Raw genomic sequence first — 25,986 nt, 5'->3', positions numbered from 1 at the left:
GGCTTCTCTTTTATATACTCATTAAAAATCCGATTAGGTTTTCCTTTTTGTTTAGGCCTAATTTCTTTCTTAAACGATAACGAGCTAACTCGACTCCACCTGTAGAAATGTTCATAATTTCGGCTATTTCTTTGGTAGACATATTCATTAATAAATAAGTAGATAAATCTAATTCTCTTGGAGAAATGGTTGGATATTGTCCTTTTAATCGCTTTAGAAACTCAAAATGAACGTTTTTAATGTGTTTTTCGAGGTCTTTCCAACTCTTGTCTGTATTTACTTCTTTTACAATGCTTTTATGTAATTTGCTAAACTCAGATTTGGTGTTTTCGTCCAAAATTCCAGTGTCAATATCTTTCAGTTTATGAATGATTCCGTTTAAAACTTTGTTCTTTTTTACAACTTGTAAAGAGTTATTTACTAGTTCTTTATCCTTTGCTAGGATTTTGATTTGAAGCTTGTCATTTTTCAGCTTTTCAATTTCTTTTTCCAAGTCATGTTGTTCGTGTCTGATTTTAGACTCCTTTTCAAGATATAGTCTTCTTTGTTCGATGGTTTCATAATACCTATTTTTTCTAATCTTCAGTTTAATTCTAACTGAGATTAAATACGCGCCAAGCAGAATAAGAACCAGATAAAATAAGTAAGCCAAAAAGTGCCTGTACCATGGCGGAGATACTGTAAATTCTACTTCTGTGATGCTAGATTCTATACCATAGCTATTTCGGGCTTTTAGTTTCATTACATAATTGCCCTCTCTAAGATTGGTATATTCTTTTATTGCTGTAGATGACCATCCGCGCCAGTTTTCTTCAAAAGGTTCTAACTTATAGGAGTACATTACGTTTTCCTGATTTTCATATGTTGGTGACGCAAAAGTAAATTTGACACGATTGTATTTATACGGTATGCTGTAGGATTCTAGTTTATTGGCCAAATTACCAGTTAAAATAGTGTCTCCAGGATTGGTAAAGCTTTCAATAAAAGCTTTTGGTTTTGTCATAAAAGTGTTTGGAATGGTTGAGTTATAATGCGCCAAACGATCAGTTAATCCTATAAAAATATTCTGAGGATCTATTGCATTTACAGAGATGTAATTGTTAACCAAATTCCCCGTTAAATTTGAAAAAATAGCTTGTTTTTTCGTGAAAGTTCCATTCTTGTTTTTGACTAATACGCCCAGAGATTCGTTAAATGCATACCAAAGGTTTCCGGCAGAATCTTCAATTAAGGTATTAATAGTAGGAATTCCGTTGAATAGGTTTGTTAATTTTTTATCTTCAAAAAAAGCTTCTTGCTCAACAGAATATCTGAAAAAATGATTTTTTACTTGAAAATAGACTTTGCCATTTATATTCTGCAGGCTGTTTATTCCTTTATACTTTTCTGATATGTTGACGTGCTTTTTTATGAAATCAAAGCGTTGTAAATCTTCAGATAATTTTACTTGATATAGGAAAGGGTTTTTCTTTAGCCAAAGATAATTCGCATCAATTTCTACAGAAAAATTATTGGTCGTTTCATCAAAACCTTTTACCTGATGTAAATAATCGTACCCAGTGGCTGATCGTTTAAAGACAGAAAACCCATTGTAGCTTTCGCCTATTATATAGTTTTCATGATCGGGTATTTTTTTGAAGCCAAAATATCCTTTATTATCCAATATCTTTGAAACCCTGTTGTTTTCAATAATTAAGGCTCCGCTATTACTGGCGCATATTAATACATCGTTTAAAACCTGAATGTTCCAAACTTGCGAAATTGTTCCTTCAACTCTTGTAAACGGACTGTCTTTAAAAGAACCTCCCCAAGAATGATAAAATAATCCCTGGTTGGTTGCGACATAAAGATTCCCGTTATACATCGTAGAGGCGTATACAGTGCCTATATTATAACTGTAATCAAAATAGGAGAAAGGAGAATTTTCATTTATAAAAGTGATACCATTATCTAGTCCGAGCCAAATATTACTTTTGTTGTCAACAAATGAAGCTAGAATTGTATTGTTCTGAATTCCTTTTTGGCGGTTTAAATGTTGGATTATTTTTCCGTTTAGATCGCAGATAATGGCTCCGTCTAATACCGAATTAAGTATTATAAATTTATTTTTGATGATAGATCCGCCGAGCGAAGTGTTTTTCTTTATAAATTCATTGGCTTCAGTTGCCCATGGTTTAATAATGCCATTTTCGGACACAAAAAGTCCTTTTTCTAAAGTAGCGTATAATAATTTATTGTTAGGCAATGGGAAAAGAGACCATATCTCTTTATCATTAAAAATGGTAGTGCCTTTTATTGCAGTAAGCTTTCTGTTTTTGTATTCGAGTACACCTAATGTTTTATCTTGAAAATAAAGTCTGTTGTTTACTAAAAATGAAAATTGAAATTTATGAGGAGCTGTAAGGGTTGTGACTTTTTCATTTTTTAGAAAAAATACTTTGCTGAAAGACTGAAAGATAACTTCTCCATTAAAAATATGAATTCTCCATATTAGGTTGATGTTTTCTTTGTCTATTGGACTCAATAAATTATAGAGAGAGTGATATTTTAATATTCCTTTTTCGTCGTTTTTGAAATAGCCAAATTCGTTATTTCCTCCAACAAATATTCGTCCTAAAGCATCAATTTTTAAACTTCTGATCTCAGATTTGTTTGGTAAAGAGTATTTGTGCCAGTTTGAGCCGTCAAATTGAATTAAACCGCTGTTATTAGCGAAATAAATATTTCCATTTTTATCCTGATCAATACTCCAATTTTGAGTTCCACCTTTATATTCTGATCTTTTATAGTTTTTTATGTCTGGAATTCCAATATTTTTTACTTGCGAAAAACCTTTAATTTGTAAGAATAATAACAAAATTAATGTAAAAATTCTAACTATGTATTTCATAAAATTTTAAATATATTTTTATTAGAAATGCTTTATTTTGATTTTAAATTGTTGATTTATCAATCACGATAAATCTTGTTTTTTGATTTTTTTATAAATTATAACGTAATAGTTACTCTTCTGCTCATGTAATATACGTTTTTTTTAATTAACATTTTTATAACAATTTTTTTTAAAAATTAAAGCTCAGTAAATGAGTTGATTAAAAGATAAATGTTGTGTTTTTGTAGTGTGTTAATATTTAGTTTGAAGTGTTTTTGTAAAGATTTTTAATAAGAGTTTATTCAAATTTAACATTATCATTGCATTAAATTACTAATTAATTAACCAAAATTTTTAGAAAAATGAAATTGACAAAATTATTTATTTTTTGTATTTCGTCTTTACTGTTTTCTGTTGTCGCATTAGCTCAGGATGTGACCATAAATGGAATCATTAATGACGAAAGTGGATTACCCGTCCCAGGTGCGACGGTTTTAGTAAAGGGAACCAATAAAGCAACTGCATCTGACTTTGATGGGAAGTTTCAGATTAGTGCTCCCTCTAACGGAACTTTGACTATTAGTTTCGTTGGTTTTGAAACTGTAAATGAAGCAATAGGAGGAAAAACCAAGCTTACTATTGTTCTTAAAGCAGTATCTCAAAGTTTAAATGAAGTTGTGGTTATCGGATACGGTACACAAAAGAAAGCTTTGATTACGGGTGCTTCTACTAACTTAAAAGGAGAAACACTAAAAGAATTGAATACAGGATCGGCAATGGAAGCTCTTCAAGGTATTGCGCCAGGTATTAGTATTACAAGAAATAGTGGTGCGCCAGGAGCGGGTACAAAAGTTGTTATTCGTGGTATTGGTACCATTGGGTCTTCAAATCCGTTGTATATCGTAGATGGAGTTGCTGTTGGAGATATTGATTATCTAAGCCCTTCGGATATCGAATCTATAGATGTTCTTAAAGACGCGGCTTCTGCTGCAATCTATGGTTCTAGAGCAGCAAATGGAGTTGTTTTGGTAACTACAGTGAAAGGACGTAAAGGAAGACCAGCTAAAATTTCTTATGACACTTATTTTGGAATTCAGAACATCTACAAAAATCTGGATCCTTTAAATGCACAAGAATACATGTACATCATGGATGAAGGAAGAGTAAATGACGGCCTTGCTCCAAATGATTGGAAAACAATGTTGACTACCAACGATTGGTTAGAGAGAAATTATCCTGGAGCTGGAACACAGCTTGGAGAAGAGATCTGGAATAAACTGCAAAATGGTTGGACAGGAACGAACTGGATCAATGAAATGTCTAAAAAGGATGCTCCTGTAGTGAATCATTCGATTAATATTACTGGAGGAACTGAAGATATTACGTATTCATTTGGGGTTTCTTATTTTGATCAAGACGGTATACTAGGTGGAAATATAGTAGATGCTGGATTTAAAAGATTAACCGCAAGGATGAATACCCAAATGGTTTTGAAAAAAAATGAAAGCCATAATATTATCACTATTGGAGAGAATTTAACTTATACCAATATTCAAAAGAGAGATGTTTCAAATGGAAACATTTATGGAAACGACTTGCACAACGCTCTTACACAAAATCCGTTACAGCCTGCTTATTGGCAAACAGCAATTGATAGAAATATCAACGAATACGGATTTACTCCTACATTGGATGGGTTAAATACAAATCAAACCAATCCTTTGGCGGTAATGTATTACAGAAGTAATTACAATTATCCAAAAGATCATAAAATTATTGGGAATGTATTTGTAGAGATTGAGCCAATTTCTAACCTGAGATTTAAATCAGTTTATGGAATCGATTCATGGTTTGGATACAATAGAACAATGAACCCAACCTATCATTTGGGAGTACTTTACAATGATGCTATTGATGGCGCTACGCAATCTCAGTATTTTGGTGCTAACTCAACATGGACGAATACAGCTGCGTATCAGAAACAAATTGGTAATCACAATATTAATGCAGTAATTGGTACAGAGTTATGGCAAAGAATTGTTGATAATAATGTATATGGTTCAAGAAACGGTTTATTGTTTCCAAATGATCCAAAGTATTCTTATTTAGATAACACTAAGAGCCCTGGAACTGTTGCTGATATTAATACAACAGGCTTTGATAAAGCAGCGGGTGGTGGTGCTATTATGTCTTATTTTGCACGTGCTCAATACGATTATAAAGAGAAGTATCTTCTTTCTGCTGTTATACGTCGTGACGGATCTTCAAACTTTGGTGATGGACACAAGTATGGTAATTTCCCTTCAGTTTCTGCAGGATGGGTTGTTACAAAAGAAGATTTTATGGCAAGTACTTCAAAATATCTTAATTTCTTGAAGTTAAGAGCAAGCTGGGGGCAAAACGGTAATCAATATACTGATTATGCTTTCTATTATTCATCTAGTATTAAATATGCTTTCCCTGGGTATTTCTTTGGAGACACAAAACCAGTTTCTGGACAGACTGCATATCCTTCAACAGTGCCAAATCCAGATGTTAGCTGGGAAACGTCAGAACAGTTAGATTTCGGATTTGATTCAAGTTTTTTCGATTCAAGATTAGGTGTAACATTTGACTGGTACAAGAAAACAACAAAAGACTGGTTGGTTAAAGCGCAATACCCTGGAACTGCTGGTGCTGATGATCCTTATATTAATGGAGGAGATATTGAAAATAAAGGTTATGAGCTTTCTGTTACTTGGAAAGATAAAATAGGTGGCTTTAAATATGGGGCTACTGTAAGTGGAGCTTTCAATAAAAATAGAGTTACAAGAATTGCAAACGGTAATGGTATCATTAACGGATTATCGCACGTACTATCTCAAGGAACATCAGAGATTTCAAGAGCACAAGTAGGTTATGCGATTGGTTCTTTCTATGGCTTTAAAACAGCAGGAATTTTACAAAACCAACAAGAGGTTGAGGCTTATGTAGGTCCTACAGGTCAGCCTTATTTTAATGATCAGCGTCCTGGTGATGTTCGTTTTGTCGATCTAAATAACGATGGTGTTATAGATGAAAAAGATAAAACAATGTTAGGAGATCCAAATCCTGATTTCCAATTAGGTATCCAATTAAACTTCGAATATAAAAATGTGTATTTAAACACTACAATGGCAGGGAAATACGGAATGCAGGTAATGCAATCTTACAGATCATTTGCTGATAGTCCGAAACAAAATTATACTTCAGATGTTTTTGATCGTTGGCACGGAGAAGGAACTTCGAACAAAATGCCTCGTTTAAGTTCTGTATCAAACAGAAATACAAATTATGTTTCTGATATATACATGCACAATGCTGATTATTTGAGAATTAATAATTTAACTGTAGGTTATAATTTTAATGAAATACTGAAAGATTTTAAATTTATCTCGAATCTTAAATTTTATGTTGCAGTAAATAACTTGTACACATTTACTAAATATGATGGTATGGATCCAGAGGTTCGCTGGGGAGGAGATAATACAAACTATTCATGGGCTTCTGGGGTAGATCTAGGTCTATATCCACAATCGAGAACAGTAATGTTTGGATTAAGTGCAGATTTTTAATATTAAAACATTGACAATGAAAAAACTAAGATATATAATAGCAATTTCAGCAATTTTTGCAGTATCGAGCTGTGATGATTATCTGGATACCGAGAACCTTTCAGAAAAGAGTTTAAATAGTTTTTATAAGAGCCCTACTGATATAAACGAAGCCATGGCAGGTGTTTATAATGCCATTTATACACCAAATGTTCATAGTGAAGAACAAGTTGCTGCCAACTTAATGGATAATATGATGTTTGGCGGTGGTGGTCCTGATGATAAGTCTGCAAAATGGGTAGATAATTTTGAAGACCCTGCTGAAGATACTTATCGCGACATGTGGAAACAATCGTACAATGGAATTTCTAGAGCAAATGCCATTATAGAAAAAGTGCCAACGGCAGATTTTTCTAAGTATTTTAATACACCGCAAGAAGCAGATGATTTTAAAAAGCAAGCGCTTGGTGAAGCTTTATTTATGAGAGCTTTCTTTTATTTCAGATTAGCTAAATTCTTTGGAGGAGTTCCATTGATTGTAACATATGATGCTGATAGATTAGTGCCAAGAGCAACTTATGAGGAGACCTTTGCGCAAATTGCATCTGATTTGAAATTGGCTATTGAAACTTTGCCTTCTACACCATTTACAAGCATTCCAACTTCTAGATATGGACATGCTAATAAATGGGTTGCCGAAGCTTATTTAGGACGTGTATTTTTGTTTTATACTGGATACATGAGCAATATCGAAAAGAAAGCAACCGCAGATTTACCTCTTGTAGGCGGCGGTTCTTTAACAGGAACGCAAGTTGCCTCTTATTTAGATGATTGTATCAATAATAGTGGTCATAAGCTAGCATCTGATTTCAGAAACCTTTGGCCGTATTCTTATGTGAATAAAAGTGCAAAAAGCGATAGTGTATTGCCTTGGGCTGCAGCAGAAGGATTGTCATGGGTTGGTCAAGACGGTGTTACTCCAACATTTGGGACAGGAAATTTAGAGACTATGTTTGTACAAAGATATTCTTTTGGTAATTGGGATTGGACAAATGGTCAGAGCTATACTAATAGACTTGCCCTGTTTAATTCATTACGCGGTAACTCATTGGCGCCTTTCGGAGAAGGCTGGGGATGGTGTACCGTAAACCCAAGATTATATAGCGGCTGGGATGATGCCGACCCAAGAAAAAGAGGTTCTATACTTGAAGTGGGTAAAGCGGATCAAGGAACAGATGGCTATGCCGCAGATAAAGGGGACCATGAAACAGGGTATTTTAATAAAAAATATGTTTCATTACAGCACGACAATGGTAAAGGATCATATGTTGGTATGTTTGTTCAAATGTATGCTTGGTCAATTACAGATATGCAGTTGATGCACGCTCAAGACTTTATTTTTATGCGTTTTGCAGATGTATTATTAATGCATTCTGAAATTACTAAAACAGCTGACGGTATGAATGCGGTAAGAGGAAGAGCACATCTCGGACCGGTTGCCTATTCTCTTGAAAATATTAAAACAGAACGCTTGCATGAATTGGCTTTTGAAGGTTTGCACTGGTTTGACTTAGTTCGTTGGGGAGATGTTGAAACCGCTTTTAATGACGTAACTCAAGTTAGAAATTCTGGTGTGGATGCTAATTATAGTGTAAAATACAGAACCGAAACTAAAGGGTTGGTTCCGATTCCTGAAACTGAAATCAGACTATTGAATGGAGTTTACAATCAAAATCCGGGTTGGTAATATTTAATAACTATTAATAATTAGAAAGATGAAAATTCATAATATAAAATATTTACTAATTGCTGCATTTATGCTGGTCTTTTCGGCATGTGACCCAATTGTAGATGAACAGCATTTACAGAATTCTACAGACGTTGCTGGTGTTCAATTAAAAAGTGTGCAAACCCCTCCTGGCGGAAATAAAATTACTTTAAGTATGGATACGCCTGGTGTTACGGGATATTGGGACTATAATTTAGGAAAAGCGCTTACAAATGAAGTAACTGTTGTTTATCCAATTCCTGGTAAGTCTACTTTTACATTCATAGGAACATTAGGAGGAGAATTTTTTACAAAAACGATAGATGTACAAGTCGACAAACTTGATACTCCATTAGATCAAGATTGGTATGATTTAGTTAGTACTAACACTGCGGCAGGTAAGACTTGGGTTTTTGATGGTGCTGCAGGTACAGGTGAAGCGTATTGGTTTATGTCTCCTCCAGATAATCCTGATTCAGCCATGACTGCATGGTGGAATGCAGGAGATTGTTGTCCTCCTCTAGACGTTGCTGGTAAAATGCATTTTGACTTAAATGGGGCTGCGAATTATAATCATTATCAAACAGCTTCTGCAGCAGCTGAAAAAGGAAGCTTTGTTTTGGATATTGCTAATAAAAAGCTATTTATTACGAATTCAAAGATTTTAGGATATGAAGCTGGGAACACTGCCAATGAGTATAATGTTGTTACACTTACAGAAGATAAATTGGTATTATATGTGCCAAGAAGTTTAAAAGATCCTGGAACTGGTTGGACATTTGTTTATAGACCTGAATAAAATATTTTGTGTTAGTTATTTCGAAAAAGGAAGACTAAAAGATTCCTTTTTCGAATTTCAAACCTTTTATACTTCATTCTAAGAAAGAAGTGTATTTAAGATTTAAACTATGGTTAGTTTAAGTTAAGTTTATTGCCTGGTTAGCCCATAATTTCGATTATGGGCTATTTTTTTGCTTATTGCTTTCCTAGAAGTTAAGTGAATGTGATTGTAAACGATATGCTCTGTAACGCCTCAAAAGGCCTTTTATATCTAGTTTCCTGACCATATCCCAACAAAACTCTTTTTTATTTTCATTTAAGGAAGTATAGGAAATGTACAATGGTGTTTTGAAGCTTTCTAAGGCTTTTTTTTAAGATTCTTTTATTATTCTCTTTTTCTTTTAAAATAAAATTACAATGACTCTTAAAAGCGCTTTAAAAGAAAGTACAATTGCGAGATTAAATTCCAATGAAAAACCAAACTTATTCTGATTTGCGCTAAAAAAGATGTTTTTTCCATTTTTTAAGCTGCTATTTCGCATTATTTTGATCCATAAATCTTTTTAAAAGAAAGTAATTTCCTGTAAAATTTTGCAAAATAAGTTTTTTCCTATAATAAAAATAATTACTGATAATGTAAAAAAAGTAGGGTAAAAAAAACGATATTCTCTGTTTTTTTGGTTTTAGTAAAAATGAAAGCTTTATTCTTCTAATTGTTTATTTAATAGCTATTTACGACGTAATAGTAGGCACTATCACGTTGTAGTTTTAATGATTTTTAATAAACTATTGTAGCAAAAAGTTGATGTAGTGTTATTTTTTAATATTAACTTTTATTTAGTACTATTTTTTGTTTTTTTAAAATGCTAATAATTAAGTAATTATAGTTTTTTTGATGTGTTTTTATAATATTATTTTTTTGTTTTTGATGTGTTTTTGTAATGACTTTATGATGTGAAAAGTAAAAATTTAGTTTTAGTATTGCATCAAATTACTAATTAATTAACCAAAATTTTTAGAAAAATGAAATTAACAAAATTACTTGTTTTTTGTATTTCATCTTTGTTATTCTCGGTTATTGCTGTGGCTCAGGATGTCACAGTAAATGGAATAATTAATGATGAAAATGGTTTGCCTGTCCCAGGTGCAACAGTTTTATTAAAAGGCACTACTAAATCTACTGCGTCAGACTTTGACGGAAAATTCCAGATTCAGGCACCTTCAAACGGATCATTAACAATTACTTTTATTGGTTACGCTACAGTAACAGAAGCAGTAAACGGAAGAACAAAAATTACAATTCAATTAAAACCAGAATCACAATCTTTAAATGAGGTTGTAGTTGTTGGATATGGTACTCAAAAGAAATCTGTTGTAACTGGAGCAATCTCCAGTGTAAAAGCAGCTGATCTTGAAAAAGTGCCAAACGGAAGAGTTGAGCAGACGCTACAAGGTAGAGTAGCAGGGGTTTCTGTAGCGGCAACTTCTGGACAGCCTGGTGCGGCATCAAAAGTTCGTGTAAGAGGTATCACTACCTTTAGAGAAGGAGGAAATGATCCTTTATGGGTTGTTGACGGAATTGCTGTAGATGCTGGTGCAATTGGTTTCATCAATCAATCTGACATTGAGTCTATTGAGGTGCTTAAAGATGCTGCTTCTGCTGCAATCTATGGTACTCGTGCTGCAACTGGGGTTATTTTAGTTACTACTAAAAAAGGAAAATCAGGAAAAATTTCTGTAAACTATAATGGTTTTGCAGGTATTTCTGCTCCAGCTAAAAGATTAGATATGTTGAATGCGACTCAGTATGCAACTCTTATGAATGAAAAATCTTTGAATGATGGCGGGGCTATTAAATATGCAAATCCAGCATCATTTGGTAAAGGTACAGATTGGCAAGATGCCATTTTTAACGATTCTGCTTTCAGATACACACATGAATTAAGCATTAGCGGTGGTGGTGAAAAATCTACTTTTTATGCTTCTTTTGGAATTCAAGATCAAGAAGGTATCGTAGCTACTCAAATTTCTAATTATACTAAGAAAAACTTCAGATTAAACTCTACACACAAAATTTCTGATTATTTTACTTTCGGACAAACTTTCGGATATACACACCAAAAGTCTAAAGGTATTGGTAATACAAACAGTGAGTTTGGTGGACCGTTAAGCTCTGCAATTAACTTAGACCCACTTACTCCACTAGTGGTTACTGATCCTGCTGTAGCAAATACAGGTTTCTATACAAACCCAAATGTTATTAGAGATGCAAACGGAAATCCTTACGGAATTTCTTCTTTAGTGCAGCAAGAGATGACAAACCCTCTAGCATATACTCAAACAAGATTAGGAGGTTATAACTGGTCAGATGATTTTGTTGGTAATGCTTATTTAGAAGCTAACATTACAAGTCATTTAAAATTTAGAACTACACTTGGTGGTAAGATTGCCTATTGGGGAGATGAGATGTTTACTCCGGTTAACTTCTTAAACCCAAATATGAAAGCGGATAGAAACAACTATAACCAAAACAATGAGAAATCATTTTCTTGGACTCTTGAAAATATCTTAACATATGCTAACAAATTTGGAGAGCACAATTTTAGTGTTTTAGCAGGACAAGGTGCTTATGTTGAGAATATTGGTACTACTATCGGAACAACAATGTTTGGTCTTCCAATTACAAGCTACAAAGATGCTTCTTGGAATTTTGATATTCCTCAAGCAGATAGAACAACAAGAACAAGCGATAAAGTAGAGCACAAATTATCTTCACTATTCTTACGTGCAAACTACGATTACATGGAAAAATATCTTTTCACTGGTATTGTTCGTCGTGATGGTTCAACTCGTTTTGGAGAAAATAACAAATGGGGAGTTTTCCCTTCATTCTCTCTTGGATGGGTACTTTCTAAAGAAGGCTTCTGGAAAGAAAACAATGTAGTTAATACTTTAAAACTACGTGGAGGTTATGGAGTTGTAGGTAACGATAATATTGATGATTTTAAATATAGAGCATTAGTAGTTGGAGGTTACAATTATGCTGTTGGAAATACAGGAGATATTACAACAGGATACGGAAACTCTACTCTTCCAAATGCAAACTTAGGATGGGAAGAAACTTCTCAAACAACTGTTGGTCTTGATGCAAAATTATTTAATGATTTTACTTTTACTGCTGATTACTACAAAAAAACAACAAAAGGAATTTTAAGAAACATTGTAATTCCTGGATATGTAGGAGTTGTTGATGCGCCTTCTGCAAATATCGCAGATATGGACAATAGCGGTTTTGAGCTTGAATTAGGATACAAGAAAAGACTTGGAGATTTTAACTTAGGTGTTAATGCTAACGTTGCTTACCTGAAAAACGAAATTACTTATGTAGGATCATCTACTAATTTCATTGTTGGAGATGCTAGTTTCCAATCTATGGGGCCAGTAACTAGAACACAAGTTGGACATTCATTTAACGAATTCTATGGTTTTAAAACAGCTGGTATTTTCCAAAATGAAGCTGAAGTTGCTGCATACAAAAATGCAGCAGGTGGTTTAATCCAACCAAATGCTAGACCTGGAGATTTCCGTTGGGTAGATACAAATGGTGACGGAAATATTACTGAGGATGATAAACAATTCTTAGGAACAAACTTGCCTAAATATACTTTTGGTTTTACCGTAAATTTAGATTACAAAAACTTCGACTTTATGGCATTTACTCAAGGAGCTGCGGGAAGCAAAATTTTCCAAGGTTTAAGAAGATTAGATGTATTGAATGCAAACTACCAGACTAAAGCTTTAGAGCGTTGGGTTGGAGAGGGAACTTCAAACGATTATCCAAGATTGACAAATAATGATCCAAATAAAAATTACACTAACATGTCTGATTTTTATCTTGAAAATGGTAACTACTTGCGTTTAAAAGTGGTAACTCTTGGTTACACAATGCCAGCTAGTTTATCATCTAAAATTGGAGCAGATAAATTACGTTTTTATTTAACTGGAGAAAACTTAATCACTTTTACAAAATATACTGGATTTGATCCAGAAATTGGAGGTCAGGTTTATGGTGTAGATAAAGGAGTTTATCCGCAAGCAAGATCTATTCTGTTTGGAGCTAACGTTCAATTTTAAAAAATTAAAGAATCATGAAAACGATAAAATTTAAATATATATATATCGCTGTGGCAATGGCTGTTCTAGGATCTTGTTCTGAAGATTTTGTAACCATTGACCCACAAGGAAAATTTGATACAAGTACCTACTTTTCTAATGAGCAGCAATGTTATGCCGCTTTAATTGGAGTTTACGATCCAATTAGAAAAAACACTGGAGGTTTTGAAAACCTAGTAGCAATGTTGAATGCTGGTTCTGACGATTTTTATGCTGGTGGAGGTAGTTCTACAGATGGAACAGGAATTCAAAATTTCTCTACACACTCACTTTCTTCAATCACTATTCCAGGAAGCTACTGGAACGATCACTACCAAGGTATTTCTAGAGCAAATATTTTGTTGTCTAAGTTACCAGCTGCCTCAATGAATGATGCAGTTAGAAGTAGATTTGCGGCAGAAGCTAAAACATTGCGTGCATTTTACTATTTTAACTTAGTAAGATTGTTCAAAAACATTGCATTAGTTTTAGAGCCATTAACAACAGAAACAATCTTTACACCTGAGCAAGTTGCACCAGAGGTAATTTATGCTCAAATCGAAAAAGATTTAACAGAGGCTATTGCAGCTTTACCAAATACGGTAGTTGCAAAAACTGAAGCTGGAAGATTTAACAAAGGAGCAGCTCAAGCACTATTAGGAAAAGTATATTTATTTGAAGGTAAAAAAGCAGAAGCAGCAGCTGTTTTAGCAGAAGTAAATGGTACTCCAGGAGGAGTGAATCAATATGGCAATAAATTGTTAGATAAATTTAGCGACTTATGGATTACATCAAATAAATTCAACGCAGAATCATTAATCGAGGTATCTCACAGTAGTGCAGGAAACTCTGATTGGACATTCTGGGGGCAAGGTAGAGACGAAGGTAACTCTTTAAACATCATGGTTGGACCTAGAGGATATTCTAGACCAGAAGGTTCTGATGCGCCAAATCTTCCTGCAGGATGGGCATTTAACGTTGCAACACAAAAATTATATGATGCAATGCAAGGCGATCCACGTAAGGATGCTACAATTCTTGACTTAAAAGCGTTAAAAGCAGCAGGGAAAGCAGATTATATTCCAGCTTACCAAGATACTGGATTTTTCTTAAACAAATACCTTCCAAGACAGTCAGATGTAAGTACGGGTGGAGGTAACTCAGAGTTGAACTACAAACAAAATTCTTATATAATCAGACTTGCAGATACTTACTTAATGGAAGCAGAAGCTTTAGGATCTGGAACAAGAGCACAAGCTTTACTTGACGCAGTTAGAAAAAGAGCTGGCCTAGATCCAGTTCCTGTAACATTAGCAGCTATCAAACATGAAAGAAGAATGGAGTTAGCAGGGGAAGGACATAGATTTTTCGATTTAGTAAGATGGGGAGATGCGGCGGCAGCTTTATCTGATAGAGGTTTTGATGCTGGAACAGATGAGATTTTCCCAATTCCGTATACAGAACTTAACGGTACTAAATTGAAACAAAATCCTAATTACCAATAGTATTTACTAATTAACCAAAACAAAAAGAAATGAACCTAAATATATATTTTAGAAAAAGTGTATACCTAATGCTAGCTTTAGCATTAGGAACACTAAGCAGTTGCAGCGAAGAAGTTAATGAGAATCCTCTTGTAGCTACAAATGTTGATGCTTCGTTTACAATAACACCAGTTGCAGGTGCTGTGAATACTTACCTTTTAACGGCACAGCCTAAGGGAGTTATTTCTTCAAAATGGGATACTGGTGACGGTGCTAGTCCAGGAAAAATGAATCAAGTGATTTCTTTACCTGATGCAGGAACGTATACAGTTACGCATACAGCTATTGGAGCTGGAGCAGCAATGGCAACTTCTTCTCAGCAGATTATAGTAGCACAAACAGATCCTGCAAAAGGAAACTTAGTGCAAGGCGGAACTTTTGCTACAGCTGCAGATCAAGCTAAATGGACTAGCGTACAATTAAGCCCATCTGGTGCTGCTTTTTGGTCTTTTGGTAACAACAGTGCTACAATACATTCGCCTGGAGGATGGGCTCAAGAAGGTATCTACCAAGCAATCGAAGTCGTAAAAGATAGAGAATATACTATAGATATGACAGTGTCTTGCCCAAGTGGTTCTGATGAAACTTGGTTTGAAGTTTACGCTGGTAAATCATTGCCTCAGCCTGGGGTAGAATATAAAGACAATAAAGTAATGGGTCTAAGTACGTGGGATGGTTGCGCAAAAGAGAAATTTTCAGGAAAATTATCCGCAATTGGATGTGTGAAAAACGATGTAACAGGTACAGTTTCAAATGTTGTAAAATTCAATGAAAGCGGAAAAATCTACTTATTGATTCGTTCTGGAGGTAATACTTTCACTAAAGACGGAATTACAGTTACAAAAATTGAGTTCAGAGGAAAATAAAAAGTTAAGTTAAGTTTAAGTTTAAGTTTGGTTGTAAATAGCCCATAATCATTATGAGTATGGGCTATTTTTTAAATCCTTCAAAGGGTAGAACTCGATTTTTGATTTCTTCTAAACTTCAATTTAATAACACACAATAATTGGAAGCGAATGAAAAAAAATAGCCTAAAAATTTTATGCCTTTTGTTTTCTGCTGCAGCATTTGCACAACAGCCAAAGACAAAAAAAGAGTTTACAACCAGCGGCAAAAAAATAACCGTTTATACTACCGCAGAGAACTCTAAGTTGCGATTAACTACCACAGATAATTTGACTTTTTCTGCCGCAAAGCAGCCTTTAGAAATAGAAACTTCTGTTTTTGTACAGCCATCTAAAAAGTTTCAGACTTTTATGGGAATCGGAGGGGCTATTACAGATGCTAGCGCCGAAATATTTGCTAAACTTTCAAAAGAAAAACAAGCCGAATTTTTAAATGCTTACTACGATCAGCAAAAAGGTATTGGCTATTCTTTGCTAAGAACAACAATTCAAAGTTCTGATTTTAGCAGCGGAAGCTATTCTTATATCGAAGAAGGAGATAAAGATTTGAAGACTTTTTCTATTGATCATGATAGACAATATCGTATTCCTTTAATCAAACAAGCCATTCAGAAAGCGGGAGGAAAATTGACAACATACGTTGCGCCTTGGTCTCCAAATGCTTTTATGAAAAGCAATAAGAATGTTTTGAAAGGCGGAACTTTACTTCCAGAATACTACCAGACTTGGGCAAATTTCTATGTAAAGTTTATTAAAGCCTACGAAAAAGAAGGTATTCCAATTTGGGGAACTTCTACACAAAATGAACCAATGGCGGTGCAGACTTGGGAATCTTGTATTTACACAGCTGAAGCTGAAAGAGACTTTATCAAAAATTACCTTGGGCCAACTTTGAAAAAAGAGAACCTTGGCAATAAAAAAATAATCGTTTGGGATCATAACCGCGATTTAATGAACTATCGTGCAAACGTAATTTACTCAGATCCAGAAGCATCAAAATATGTTTGGGGAATGGGATTTCACTGGTACGAAACTTGGTCGGGCGGTGCGCCGATGTTTGATAATGTTGGAAAAGTAAATGAAGCTTATCCAGATAAAAAATTGATGTTTACTGAAGGATGTATTGAAAAGTTTGATGCATCTAAATATCAATTTTGGGGTAATGCAGAGCGTTACGGAATCAATATGATAAATGATTTTAATAATGGAACAGTAGCTTGGACAGACTGGAATATTCTTTTAGACCAGTTTGGAGGACCTAATCATGTTGGAAATTTTTGTTTTGCACCAATCCATGCAGATTCAACAACAGGAGAATTAATCTACACACCATCTTATTATTATATCGGACACTTTTCAAAATTCATCCGTTTAGATGCAGTTAGAGTAAGTACTGCAGTAAGCAAAAGTGCTTTATTAAGCACCTCTTTTTTAAATGCTGACGGAACAATGGCAACAATTGTCATGAACCAATCGGCAAACGACCTTACCTACAATTTGATTATTGGAGATAAAAAGGCAGAAGTAAAAATTCCGCCACACGCTATACAAACACTTGTTTATTAATATTTTGTAGTAAAGTAATGAAGAGGACTAATTTGAATCATCCATCTTAGTCTTCTCTTGCTTTTAATTTTAAAACGATTATTTAAGCAACATGAAAGTTACCTCTCAAATATTTTTATCAGCCTTTGTCTTAATTCAATTAAGCGGTTTTAGCTCAAAAATAATAGCTCAAAAAAACAGCAAAATAAAGGTTTATACTACTGCCGAAAACACCAATTTGAAATTGTCTTTATCAAATGATTTAATTTCAAAAAACAACACTACACAACAAAAAACACCAACAGTATCTATTCGAGTAAATACTGAAAAAACAGACCAGACTTTCCTTGGAATAGGGGGCGCAATTACAGATGCAAGTGCAGAAGTTTTCGCAAAATTATCGCCTAAAAAACAGCAGGAATTCTTAACTGCTTATTACGATAAAAACAAAGGTATTAGTTATACTTTAGCAAGAACAAACATTCACAGCTGTGATTTCAGCAGTGACAGCTATACTTATGTTTCAGAAGGAGACAAAGAACTAAAGACTTTTAATATAAACCACGATCGCAAATATAGAATTCCATTAATTAAAAAAGCAATTGAAACAGCCGGCGGGAAACTAACCTTATTTGTCAGCCCTTGGAGTCCCCCAGCTTTCATGAAAGACAATAACGATATTTTGCACGGCGGCGTTTTGTTGCCAGAATTTGCTCCTGTCTGGGCATTGTATTATGCTAAGTTTATAAAAGAATACGAAAAAGAAGGAATCCCAATCTGGGGATTAACGGTTCAGAACGAACCAATGGCTAAACAAAGATGGGAATCTTGTATTTACACTCCAGAAGCAGAAAGAGATTTTCTTAAAAATTATCTTGGTCCAACTTTAGAAAAAGAAGGGCTGGGTTCTAAAAACGTTATTATTTGGGATCATAACCGCGGAGATATGCTAACCAAAAGAGCCAATCTAGTTTTCTCAGATCCAGAAGTTTCTAAATATGCTTGGGGAATTGGATTTCACTGGTATGAAACTTGGAATGGAGGCCCGCCTCAATTTGAATCGGTAGCGAAAGTTCATGAAGCATTTCCAAATAAAAACCTCCTTTTTACCGAAGGATGTATTGAGAAATTTGATGCCAAAAAATATCAGTTTTGGGGAAATGCAGAACGTTACGGAATCAATATGATTCATGATTTTAATAATGGTACTGTAGGTTGGACAGACTGGAATATTCTTTTAGACCAGAACGGAGGGCCTAATCATGTCGGTAATTTCTGTTTTGCACCAATCCATGCCGATACCACAAAAGATGAATTAATTTATACGCCAATGTATTATTATATTGGGCATTTCTCAAAATTCATTAGGCCAAATGCAAAAAGAGTACTTGAAAACGTAAACGACAAATCGTTGTTAAGCACTTCTTTTAAAAATTCTGACGGACAATTGATTACAATCGTAATGAATCAATCTGAAAAAGAGATTGTTTATTCTTTAGAAAATCAAAAAGAAAAAACAACAATTACAATTCCGGCACACGCTATACAGACAATTGTATATTAATTGTCAGCTAACTAAATAACCACGAAATATGAAATTTAATCTAAAGAACACCATAAGAGCTTTTTTCTTTATGGCAGCTGTAATGGCTCAAGTAAAATGCTCTTCTTCAAGCGATCCGGTAGAAAATCCGCCAGTAGATCCACCAGTTGTAAATCCACCAGTAGTGGTAACAAACGATGTTGATTTTTGGCTTACAAAAGGCAATCAAAGTGTTTTATTCGCAAAACAATCAGGGACATTAGGATTTGGTACAACAGCAAATGGTTATGCTAATATTGAAATAAATGCTAATCAAAAATACCAGACTATTGATGGTTTCGGATATACCTTGACAGGAGGAAGCGTAGATGTTATAAACCAATTAAATGCGGCTAAAAGAACTGCTCTTTTGCAAGAATTATTCGGAAACGGAGAAAACTCAATTGGAGTGAGTTATATCAGAATCAGTATCGGAGCTTCAGATTTAAATGCAACACCATTTACTTACAACGATCTTGCAGCTGGAGAAACAGATTTAAATCTAGAGAAATTCAGTCTAGAAAAAGACAAAAATCTAATTGCCATGCTGAAAGAAATTGTGGCAATTAATCCTAAAATATTAATCTTAGCAACGCCTTGGTCTGCGCCTATTTGGATGAAAGATGTAGCAAGTTTTAAAGGCGGAAAACTGAAAACAGAATACTATGATGTTTACGCTAAATATTTTGTAAAATACATTCAACAGATGAAAACAGAAGGAATTACAATCGATGCTGTAACTCCTCAAAACGAACCTTTGCATGACGGGAATAATCCAAGTATGTATATGTCTGCCACTGATCAGGGGAATTTTATTAAAAAGAGTTTAGGGCCTGCATTTAAAGCCGCAAATTTAAACGTAAAAATTATTGCCTACGATCACAATTGCGATAATCCAAATTATCCAAAAGCAATTTTGGCAGATGCAGATGCCTTTCCTTTTGTAGACGGATCGGCTTTTCATTTGTATGCAGGAGATATTAGTGCGCTAACCAATGTGTACAATTCTTATCCGACCAAAAATGTATATTTTACAGAACAATGGACTTCTTCTGAAGGTAGTTTTGATGGTGATTTAAAATGGCATCTTCGTAATGTAATTATCGGATCAATGAGAAATTACAGTAAAAATGCTTTAGAGTGGAATGTGGCAAATAATGCAAATTTTGGTCCGCACACTGATGGTGGTTGTACAATGTGTAAAGGAGCTATCACGATAACTTCTGGCGATAGTTTTCAGCGTAATGTGGCGTATTATATTATTGCTCATGCTTCAAAATTTGTTCCAATGGGATCTACTAGAATCGAGAGCAATTCTGGTGGAAGCTTGCAAAATGTCGCTTTTATCACCCCTTCAGGTTCAAAAGTATTGATTGTTGAAAATGATGGATCTGCAACAGAAACTTTTAATATTAAATTCAATGGAAAATGGGTAACTACTTCACTTGAAGCAGGATCTGTCGGAACTTATACTTGGAAATAAACGCATAAAATTTAAAAGTCGTTTTGATCTAAAACTTTTTGTTATGAACAAAAACAAAAAGTAGAAGAAATAATATTTATCTTGATATTCAATTTATTAACTAAACCATTTAAATAATAAAAAGATGAAAATGATTAATCTCGCAAATAGAGCTGGAGTTCTTACTTTAATTCTGTTGTTTGTATTCCAATCTTGCAGCAGTAACAACGATACGACAGATACCCCTGTCGTTGTAACTCCAGATAAAATTTCTGTACAAGTTGATGTAGTGGGCAAAACTGCCGAAATGCCAAATGGAGATGGAAGCGGAAAAATTAATTTAAAAATTGATGCTCCTAATGCAAAGTCGTATAAGGTAGTGGTGAACAATGAAACAAAAGAGTTTACAACTAGCAGTTTTGCATATGAATTTACGCAGCCAGGAACAAAAACCTATACGATTGATGTTACAGCATTTAACGGTATAAAGTATACAAATACTTCTGCAACAGTAAATATTTTCGTAGCCAGAAAATTAATTTGGTCAGATGAATTTAATACCGATGGAGCGCCTGATAGTTCAAAATGGGGTTATGATTTGGGAACAGGAAATGGCTGGGGAAATAACGAATTGCAATATTACACCAATCGTTCTGAAAATGTAAAAATCGAAGGAGGTCTTTTAAAAATTACGGCAATCAAAGAAAATTACCAAGGAAGCCAATACACTTCTACAAGAATGTTGACCAAAGGAAAGTTTTCTTTTAAATACGGAAGAGCAGAGATTCGCGCAAAATTACCAGCTGGCGGCGGTACTTGGCCAGCTTTCTGGTTGCTTGGAGATAATATAGATACGGCAGGATGGCCATTATGCGGAGAAATAGATATTTTAGAATCGGTTGGTAATAATCCAAATGTAATCCATTCGTCTTTGCATTCTCCAGGACGTTCAGGAAACACGCCAGATACCAAAACAACAACGGCTCCAAATTCGACAACTGAGTTTCATATTTATGCTGCCGAATGGGACGCCGAAAATATCAAATTTTTTGTAGACGATAATTTATTTTACACTTATAAAAACTCAAGCACAACTCCATTTAATGCCAAATTCTTTGTGATTATAAACTTTGCAATGGGAGGAAATTTTGGAGGAGCTGTCGATCCAAACTTTCAAAGAGCGACCTACGAAATTGATTATGTAAGAGTATATAATTAACATAATTTTTAAACAGATTTTTTTCTTTAAAGCCTCGTAAACACTAGCTTTACAAGATTAAAATTTTTTAACATGAAAAAGATAAACAAACTTGTTTTTGCAGTAATCCTGCTTTTAAGCGTGAACTCATTTTATGGTCAGAATTTAAAAATTATGACATATAATATCCGTTTGGATGTTGCTTCAGATGGAGAAAATGCTTGGCCAAACCGAAAAGATTATTTTACATCTCAAATTGGTTTTTACAGTCCAGATATTTTCGGAGTTCAGGAAGCGACCCCAAACCAAGTGTTAGATATTGCATCGGCTTTGCCAAATTATAACAAATTCGGCGTTGGAAGAGAAGAAGGCGGTTTAGGTGAAGCGTGTACGATTTATTACAAAAAAGACCGTTTTAAAGTAGAGCAATCTAATACTTTCTGGTTGTCTGAAACTCCAAATGTGGTTTCAAGAGGTTGGGATGCTGCTTGCAATAGAGTTTGTACATACGGACTTTTTAAAGATCTAAAAACAAAGAAAGTATTTTGGGTTTTCAATTTGCATTTAGATCACATGGGCGAAGAAGCTAGAGTAAAAGGCGTACAGCTTGCTCTTTCTAAAATAAAGGAATTAAACACAAAAAATTATCCTGCTTTTTTAATGGGTGATTTCAATTCTGAACCAAACACAACGCAAATTGGAGAAATCAAAAAAGTGATGGATGATACCAAAGATGTTTCAATAGAAAAACCTTTTGGACCTTCAGGAACTTTCAACGATTTCAAACACAATGAACCCGTAACATTATTATTAGACTACATTTTTATTTCAAAAAATAGTGGTCTAAAAGTTCAAAAACACGCAGTGTTAAGTGATTCCAAAGATTTAAAATATCCGTCAGATCATTTGCCTGTCTTAATAGAAATAGATTAAAAATGAAAAACATCAACAAAAAACTTCAAATCCTAGTTTTGCTGCCATTAATTGCAATGCAGTTCAACTGTGGATCTTCAACAAATACTGTAAAAAATACTGGAAAAGTTTCTTCTTGGATTACCACAACAGATGAAACTTCAAAACTTAAAAAACAACCAGAGTTAGTTTTCACTTCAGAAACAAATTCAAATCAAACTATTGAAGTAAATCCTTCAGAGAAATTTCAAACTATTGAAGGTTTCGGATTTTCATTAACTGGAGGAAGTGCGCAAGCTATTAAAAAACTAGACAAATCAAAAAGAGAAGCTTTGCTTCAGGAATTGTTTTCTAGAAAAGAAGATGCTATTGGTTTAAGTTATTTAAGAATAAGTATTGGAGCATCAGATTTGAATGAAAAAGTTTTTTCGTATGATGATATGCCAGAAGGTCAAACCGACTTAAAATTGGAACATTTCAATCTTGGTCCAGATTTAGACGATGTAATTCCGGTTTTAAAAGAGATTTTAGCTATAAATCCTAAAATCAAAATAATGGGTTCTCCGTGGTCGCCTCCAGTTTGGATGAAAGATAACGGAAGTTCAAAAGGCGGTAGTTTACAGCCAAAATACTATCAGGTTTATGCAGAATATTTTGTGAAATATATTCAGGCAATGAAATCGCACGGAATTGTAATTGATGCGATTACGCCTCAAAATGAACCTTTACACCCAGGAAATAACCCAAGTTTGCTAATGTTGGCAGAGCAGCAAGCAGATTTTGTTGGGAATAATTTGGGTCCCGCTTTCGCGAAAGCAGGAATCAAAACCAAAATTATTGTTTACGACCACAACTGTAATAAACCAGAATATCCTTTGACGATTTTAAGAGATCCAAAAGCAAATCCGTTTGTAGCAGGATCAGCTTTTCACTTGTATGAAGGAGACATTAGTGCTTTAGCAACTGTTCATAACGAATTTCCAAATAAGGATCTGTATTTTACAGAACAGTATACCGGAAGCGGAACTAATTTCGAAACCGACTTGAAATGGAGTGTAAAAAATGTAGTAATTGGTTCAATGCGTAACTGGAGTAAAAATGCGCTTTCTTGGGGATTAGCAAATGATGAGTTTTATAAACCTTTCACGCCAGGAGGATGTTCAACTTGTAAAGGTGCTTTGATGATTGACCAAAATCAAAATATCAAAAGAGAAGTAGGATATTATATTATAGGACATGCTTCTAAATTTGTTCCAGAAGGTTCAGTAAGAATTGGTAGTAATATTATAGGAAATTTATACAATGTTTCTTTTATAACTCCGTTAGGACAAACAGTTTTAATTGTAGAAAATGACGGAGCTTCAGCAGAAACTTTTAATATAAAATACAACGACAAACAAACTACAACCACACTAAACGCAGGAGCAGTTGCTACTTACGTTTGGTAAACCACTTAAACTATGAAAAAAGCAACTACAATTACACTGTTTATGCTCTCGCTTTTTGCGACGGCACAGCAGCAGTCAATAGATCAGAAAGTCAATGATCTGTTGAAAAAAATGACAATTGAAGAAAAAATTGGTCAGCTAAATCAGTACACTGGTGACAATCAGGCAACGGGACCAATTACGATTAATCCGAACAAGCAAAACGAAATCAAACAAGGTTTAATTGGTTCGATGCTAAATGTTATCGGAACAAAATATACAAGAGGATATCAGGAATTGGCGATGCAGTCAAGACTTAAAATTCCGTTGTTGTTTGGCCAAGACGTTATTCATGGTTACAAAATGACTTTTCCTCTCCCTCTAGCAGAAGCGGCAAGTTGGGATTTAGCAGCAATCGAATTAGGCGCAAGAGTTGCGGCAACAGAAGCAGCAGCAAGCGGAATTCATTGGACATTTGCTCCAATGGTAGATATTGGTCGTGATCCTCGCTGGGGACGTGTAATGGAAGGCGCGGGAGAAGATACTTACTTGGGTTCTAAAATTGCTTACGCAAGAGTAAAAGGTTTTCAAGGAAACAAACTGGGAGACTTAAACTCTGTTATGGCCTGTGTAAAACACTTTGCAGCTTATGGAGCCGGAGTTGGAGGAAGAGATTACAACTCTGTAGACATGAGCGAAAGAATGTTATGGGAAACCTATTTACCGCCATTTAAAGCGGCTTTAGATGCAGGTGCAGCAACATTTATGAATTCATTTAATGATATTAACGGAATTCCAGCAACTGGGAATGCACATTTACAAAGAGATATCTTAAAAGGAAAATGGAACTTTCAAGGTTTCGTAGTTTCAGACTGGGGATCAATTGGAGAAATGGTCGCACACGGTTATTCAAAAGATCTTAAAGAAGCCGCTTATTCAGCGATTACTGCAGGGAGCGACATGGATATGGAAAGTAATGCATACCGTAAGCATTTAGCAGAGTTAGTAAAAGAAGGCAGAGTTTCTATTGATTTAATTGATGATGCTGTAAAACGTATTCTTCGCAAGAAATTCGAATTAGGATTATTTGATGATCCTTACAGATACTCAGACGAAAAACGTGCTGAAAAAGCATTAAACAATCCAGAACACAGAAAAGCAGCTAGAGAAATGGCTGAAAAAAGTATCGTTTTATTAAAGAACGAAAACCAAACTTTGCCAATTTCAAAAAATGCTAAAACCATTGCTTTTATTGGCCCAATGGTAAAAGAATATAAAGAAAACATGGGATTCTGGTCTGTAGAACTTCCAGAAGTTGATTACAATAAATGGATCGTTTCACAATGGGATGGATTGCAAAATAAAGTGGGCAAAAACACCAAATTATTGTATGCAAAAGGTTGTGAAATAGAAGGAACAAACAAAGATGGTTTTGCAGAAGCAGTTGCGACAGCTAAACAAGCCGATGTTGTGATTTTGAGTATTGGTGAAAGACGCGACATGAGCGGTGAAGCCAAAAGTAGAAGCGACTTGCATTTGCCAGGAGTTCAAGAAGATTTAGTAAAAGCAGTTATGGCAACAGGAAAACCAGTTGTCGTTTTAATAAATGCTGGAAGACCTTTGGTTTTCAACTGGACTGCAGATAATGTTCCAGCAATTTTATACACTTGGTGGTTAGGAACTGAAGCTGGAAATGCTATTGCAAATGTTTTATTTGGAGATTACAATCCGTCTGGAAAACTGCCAATGACTTTCCCAAGAGAAGTAGGGCAGATTCCAATTTACTACAATCACTTCAGCACAGGAAGACCTGCTAAAGACGAAAACGCAACAAACTATGTTTCGGCTTATATCGACTTGAAAAACTCTCCAAAATATCCTTTTGGATATGGTTTGAGCTATACAACGTTTGATTATTCAGGTTTGAAATTATCTTCAACTAAAATAAAAAGCAATGAAACAATCAAAGTTTCTTTCCAATTGAAAAATAGCGGAAAAGTAGCGGGAGAAGAAGTCGCTCAATTGTATTTGAAAGATAAATTTGGATCTGTTGTGAGACCCGTTTTAGAATTAAGAGATTTCCAGAAAGTGAAATTAAATGCAGGAGAATCTAAAACAATCGAATTTACAATTGACAAAGAGAAACTTTCTTTCTATAATGATAAAGTAGAATGGGTTGCTGAACCAGGAGATTTTGAAGTTATGATCGGAACTTCATCAGCAGATATTAAATTAAGATCTGATTTTGAATTAGTAAATTAAATAAA

At 34.5% G+C, this 25,986-nt stretch carries 14 protein-coding genes; 13 read left to right on the top strand and 1 reads right to left on the bottom strand.

Going from position 1 to position 25,986, the window contains the following annotated elements; genetic code table 11:
• Window positions 1–10 precede the first annotated feature (10 nt).
• Window positions 11–2,890, bottom strand: a complete 2,880-nt coding sequence (locus AC3Y25_RS00490; RefSeq protein WP_489901381.1) for a helix-turn-helix and ligand-binding sensor domain-containing protein — start codon at window positions 2,888–2,890, stop codon at window positions 11–13.
• A 344-nt stretch (window positions 2,891–3,234) separates the two neighbouring features.
• On the opposite strand from AC3Y25_RS00490, the gene AC3Y25_RS00485 reads away from it, so the two are divergent.
• The 13 genes from AC3Y25_RS00485 (at window position 3,235) to AC3Y25_RS00425 (ending at window position 25,981) form a co-directional block, all read left to right on the top strand.
• A complete protein-coding gene (locus AC3Y25_RS00485) occupies window positions 3,235–6,465 on the top strand; it encodes a SusC/RagA family TonB-linked outer membrane protein (RefSeq protein WP_489901380.1) in 3,231 nt (1,076 codons plus the stop codon).
• 16 nt (window positions 6,466–6,481) lie between these two features.
• Window positions 6,482–8,191, top strand: a complete 1,710-nt coding sequence (locus AC3Y25_RS00480; protein WP_489901379.1) for a RagB/SusD family nutrient uptake outer membrane protein — start codon at window positions 6,482–6,484, stop codon at window positions 8,189–8,191.
• 28 nt (window positions 8,192–8,219) lie between these two features.
• Window positions 8,220–9,011 carry a hypothetical protein gene (locus AC3Y25_RS00475; protein WP_489901378.1) on the top strand — a complete coding sequence of 264 codons (792 nt, stop codon included), beginning with the start codon at window positions 8,220–8,222 and terminating at the stop codon, window positions 9,009–9,011.
• Between the two features lie 1,004 nt (window positions 9,012–10,015).
• Window positions 10,016–13,126 carry a SusC/RagA family TonB-linked outer membrane protein gene (locus tag AC3Y25_RS00470; protein ID WP_489901377.1) on the top strand — a complete coding sequence of 1,037 codons (3,111 nt, stop codon included), beginning with the start codon at window positions 10,016–10,018 and terminating at the stop codon, window positions 13,124–13,126.
• Between the two features lie 14 nt (window positions 13,127–13,140).
• Window positions 13,141–14,649, top strand: a complete 1,509-nt coding sequence (locus AC3Y25_RS00465) for a RagB/SusD family nutrient uptake outer membrane protein (RefSeq protein ID WP_489901376.1) — start codon at window positions 13,141–13,143, stop codon at window positions 14,647–14,649.
• Window positions 14,650–14,678: 29 nt separating this feature from the next.
• Complete coding sequence (locus AC3Y25_RS00460; protein WP_489901375.1) at window positions 14,679–15,554, top strand: hypothetical protein; 876 nt, start codon at window positions 14,679–14,681, stop codon at window positions 15,552–15,554.
• A gap of 150 nt (window positions 15,555–15,704) precedes the next feature.
• The gene (locus AC3Y25_RS00455) at window positions 15,705–17,159 is read left to right on the top strand and encodes a glycoside hydrolase family 30 protein (RefSeq protein WP_489901374.1); all 1,455 of its coding nucleotides are present in this window, start codon (window positions 15,705–15,707) and stop codon (window positions 17,157–17,159) included.
• 91 nt (window positions 17,160–17,250) lie between these two features.
• Window positions 17,251–18,702, top strand: coding sequence for a glycoside hydrolase family 30 protein (locus AC3Y25_RS00450; RefSeq protein WP_489901373.1), 1,452 nt, complete (start codon window positions 17,251–17,253; stop codon window positions 18,700–18,702).
• A gap of 28 nt (window positions 18,703–18,730) precedes the next feature.
• Window positions 18,731–20,203: a glycoside hydrolase family 30 protein gene (locus AC3Y25_RS00445; RefSeq protein ID WP_489901372.1), complete on the top strand. Its 1,473-nt coding sequence runs from the start codon at window positions 18,731–18,733 to the stop codon at window positions 20,201–20,203.
• 124 nt (window positions 20,204–20,327) lie between these two features.
• Window positions 20,328–21,401 carry a glycoside hydrolase family 16 protein gene (locus AC3Y25_RS00440; protein WP_489901371.1) on the top strand — a complete coding sequence of 358 codons (1,074 nt, stop codon included), beginning with the start codon at window positions 20,328–20,330 and terminating at the stop codon, window positions 21,399–21,401.
• Window positions 21,402–21,473: 72 nt separating this feature from the next.
• Window positions 21,474–22,313 carry an endonuclease/exonuclease/phosphatase family protein gene (locus AC3Y25_RS00435; RefSeq protein WP_489901370.1) on the top strand — a complete coding sequence of 280 codons (840 nt, stop codon included), beginning with the start codon at window positions 21,474–21,476 and terminating at the stop codon, window positions 22,311–22,313.
• Between the two features lie 2 nt (window positions 22,314–22,315).
• Window positions 22,316–23,740 carry a glycoside hydrolase family 30 protein gene (locus AC3Y25_RS00430; RefSeq protein WP_489901369.1) on the top strand — a complete coding sequence of 475 codons (1,425 nt, stop codon included), beginning with the start codon at window positions 22,316–22,318 and terminating at the stop codon, window positions 23,738–23,740.
• Between the two features lie 12 nt (window positions 23,741–23,752).
• Entirely contained in the window at window positions 23,753–25,981 is a 2,229-nt protein-coding gene (locus AC3Y25_RS00425) for a glycoside hydrolase family 3 N-terminal domain-containing protein (RefSeq protein WP_489901368.1), read from the top strand.
• Window positions 25,982–25,986 lie beyond the last annotated feature (5 nt).

It is taken from the genome of Flavobacterium sp. LK-23 (genome assembly GCF_058135255.1).
This window is presented reverse-complemented; position numbering and strand designations above follow the sequence as displayed.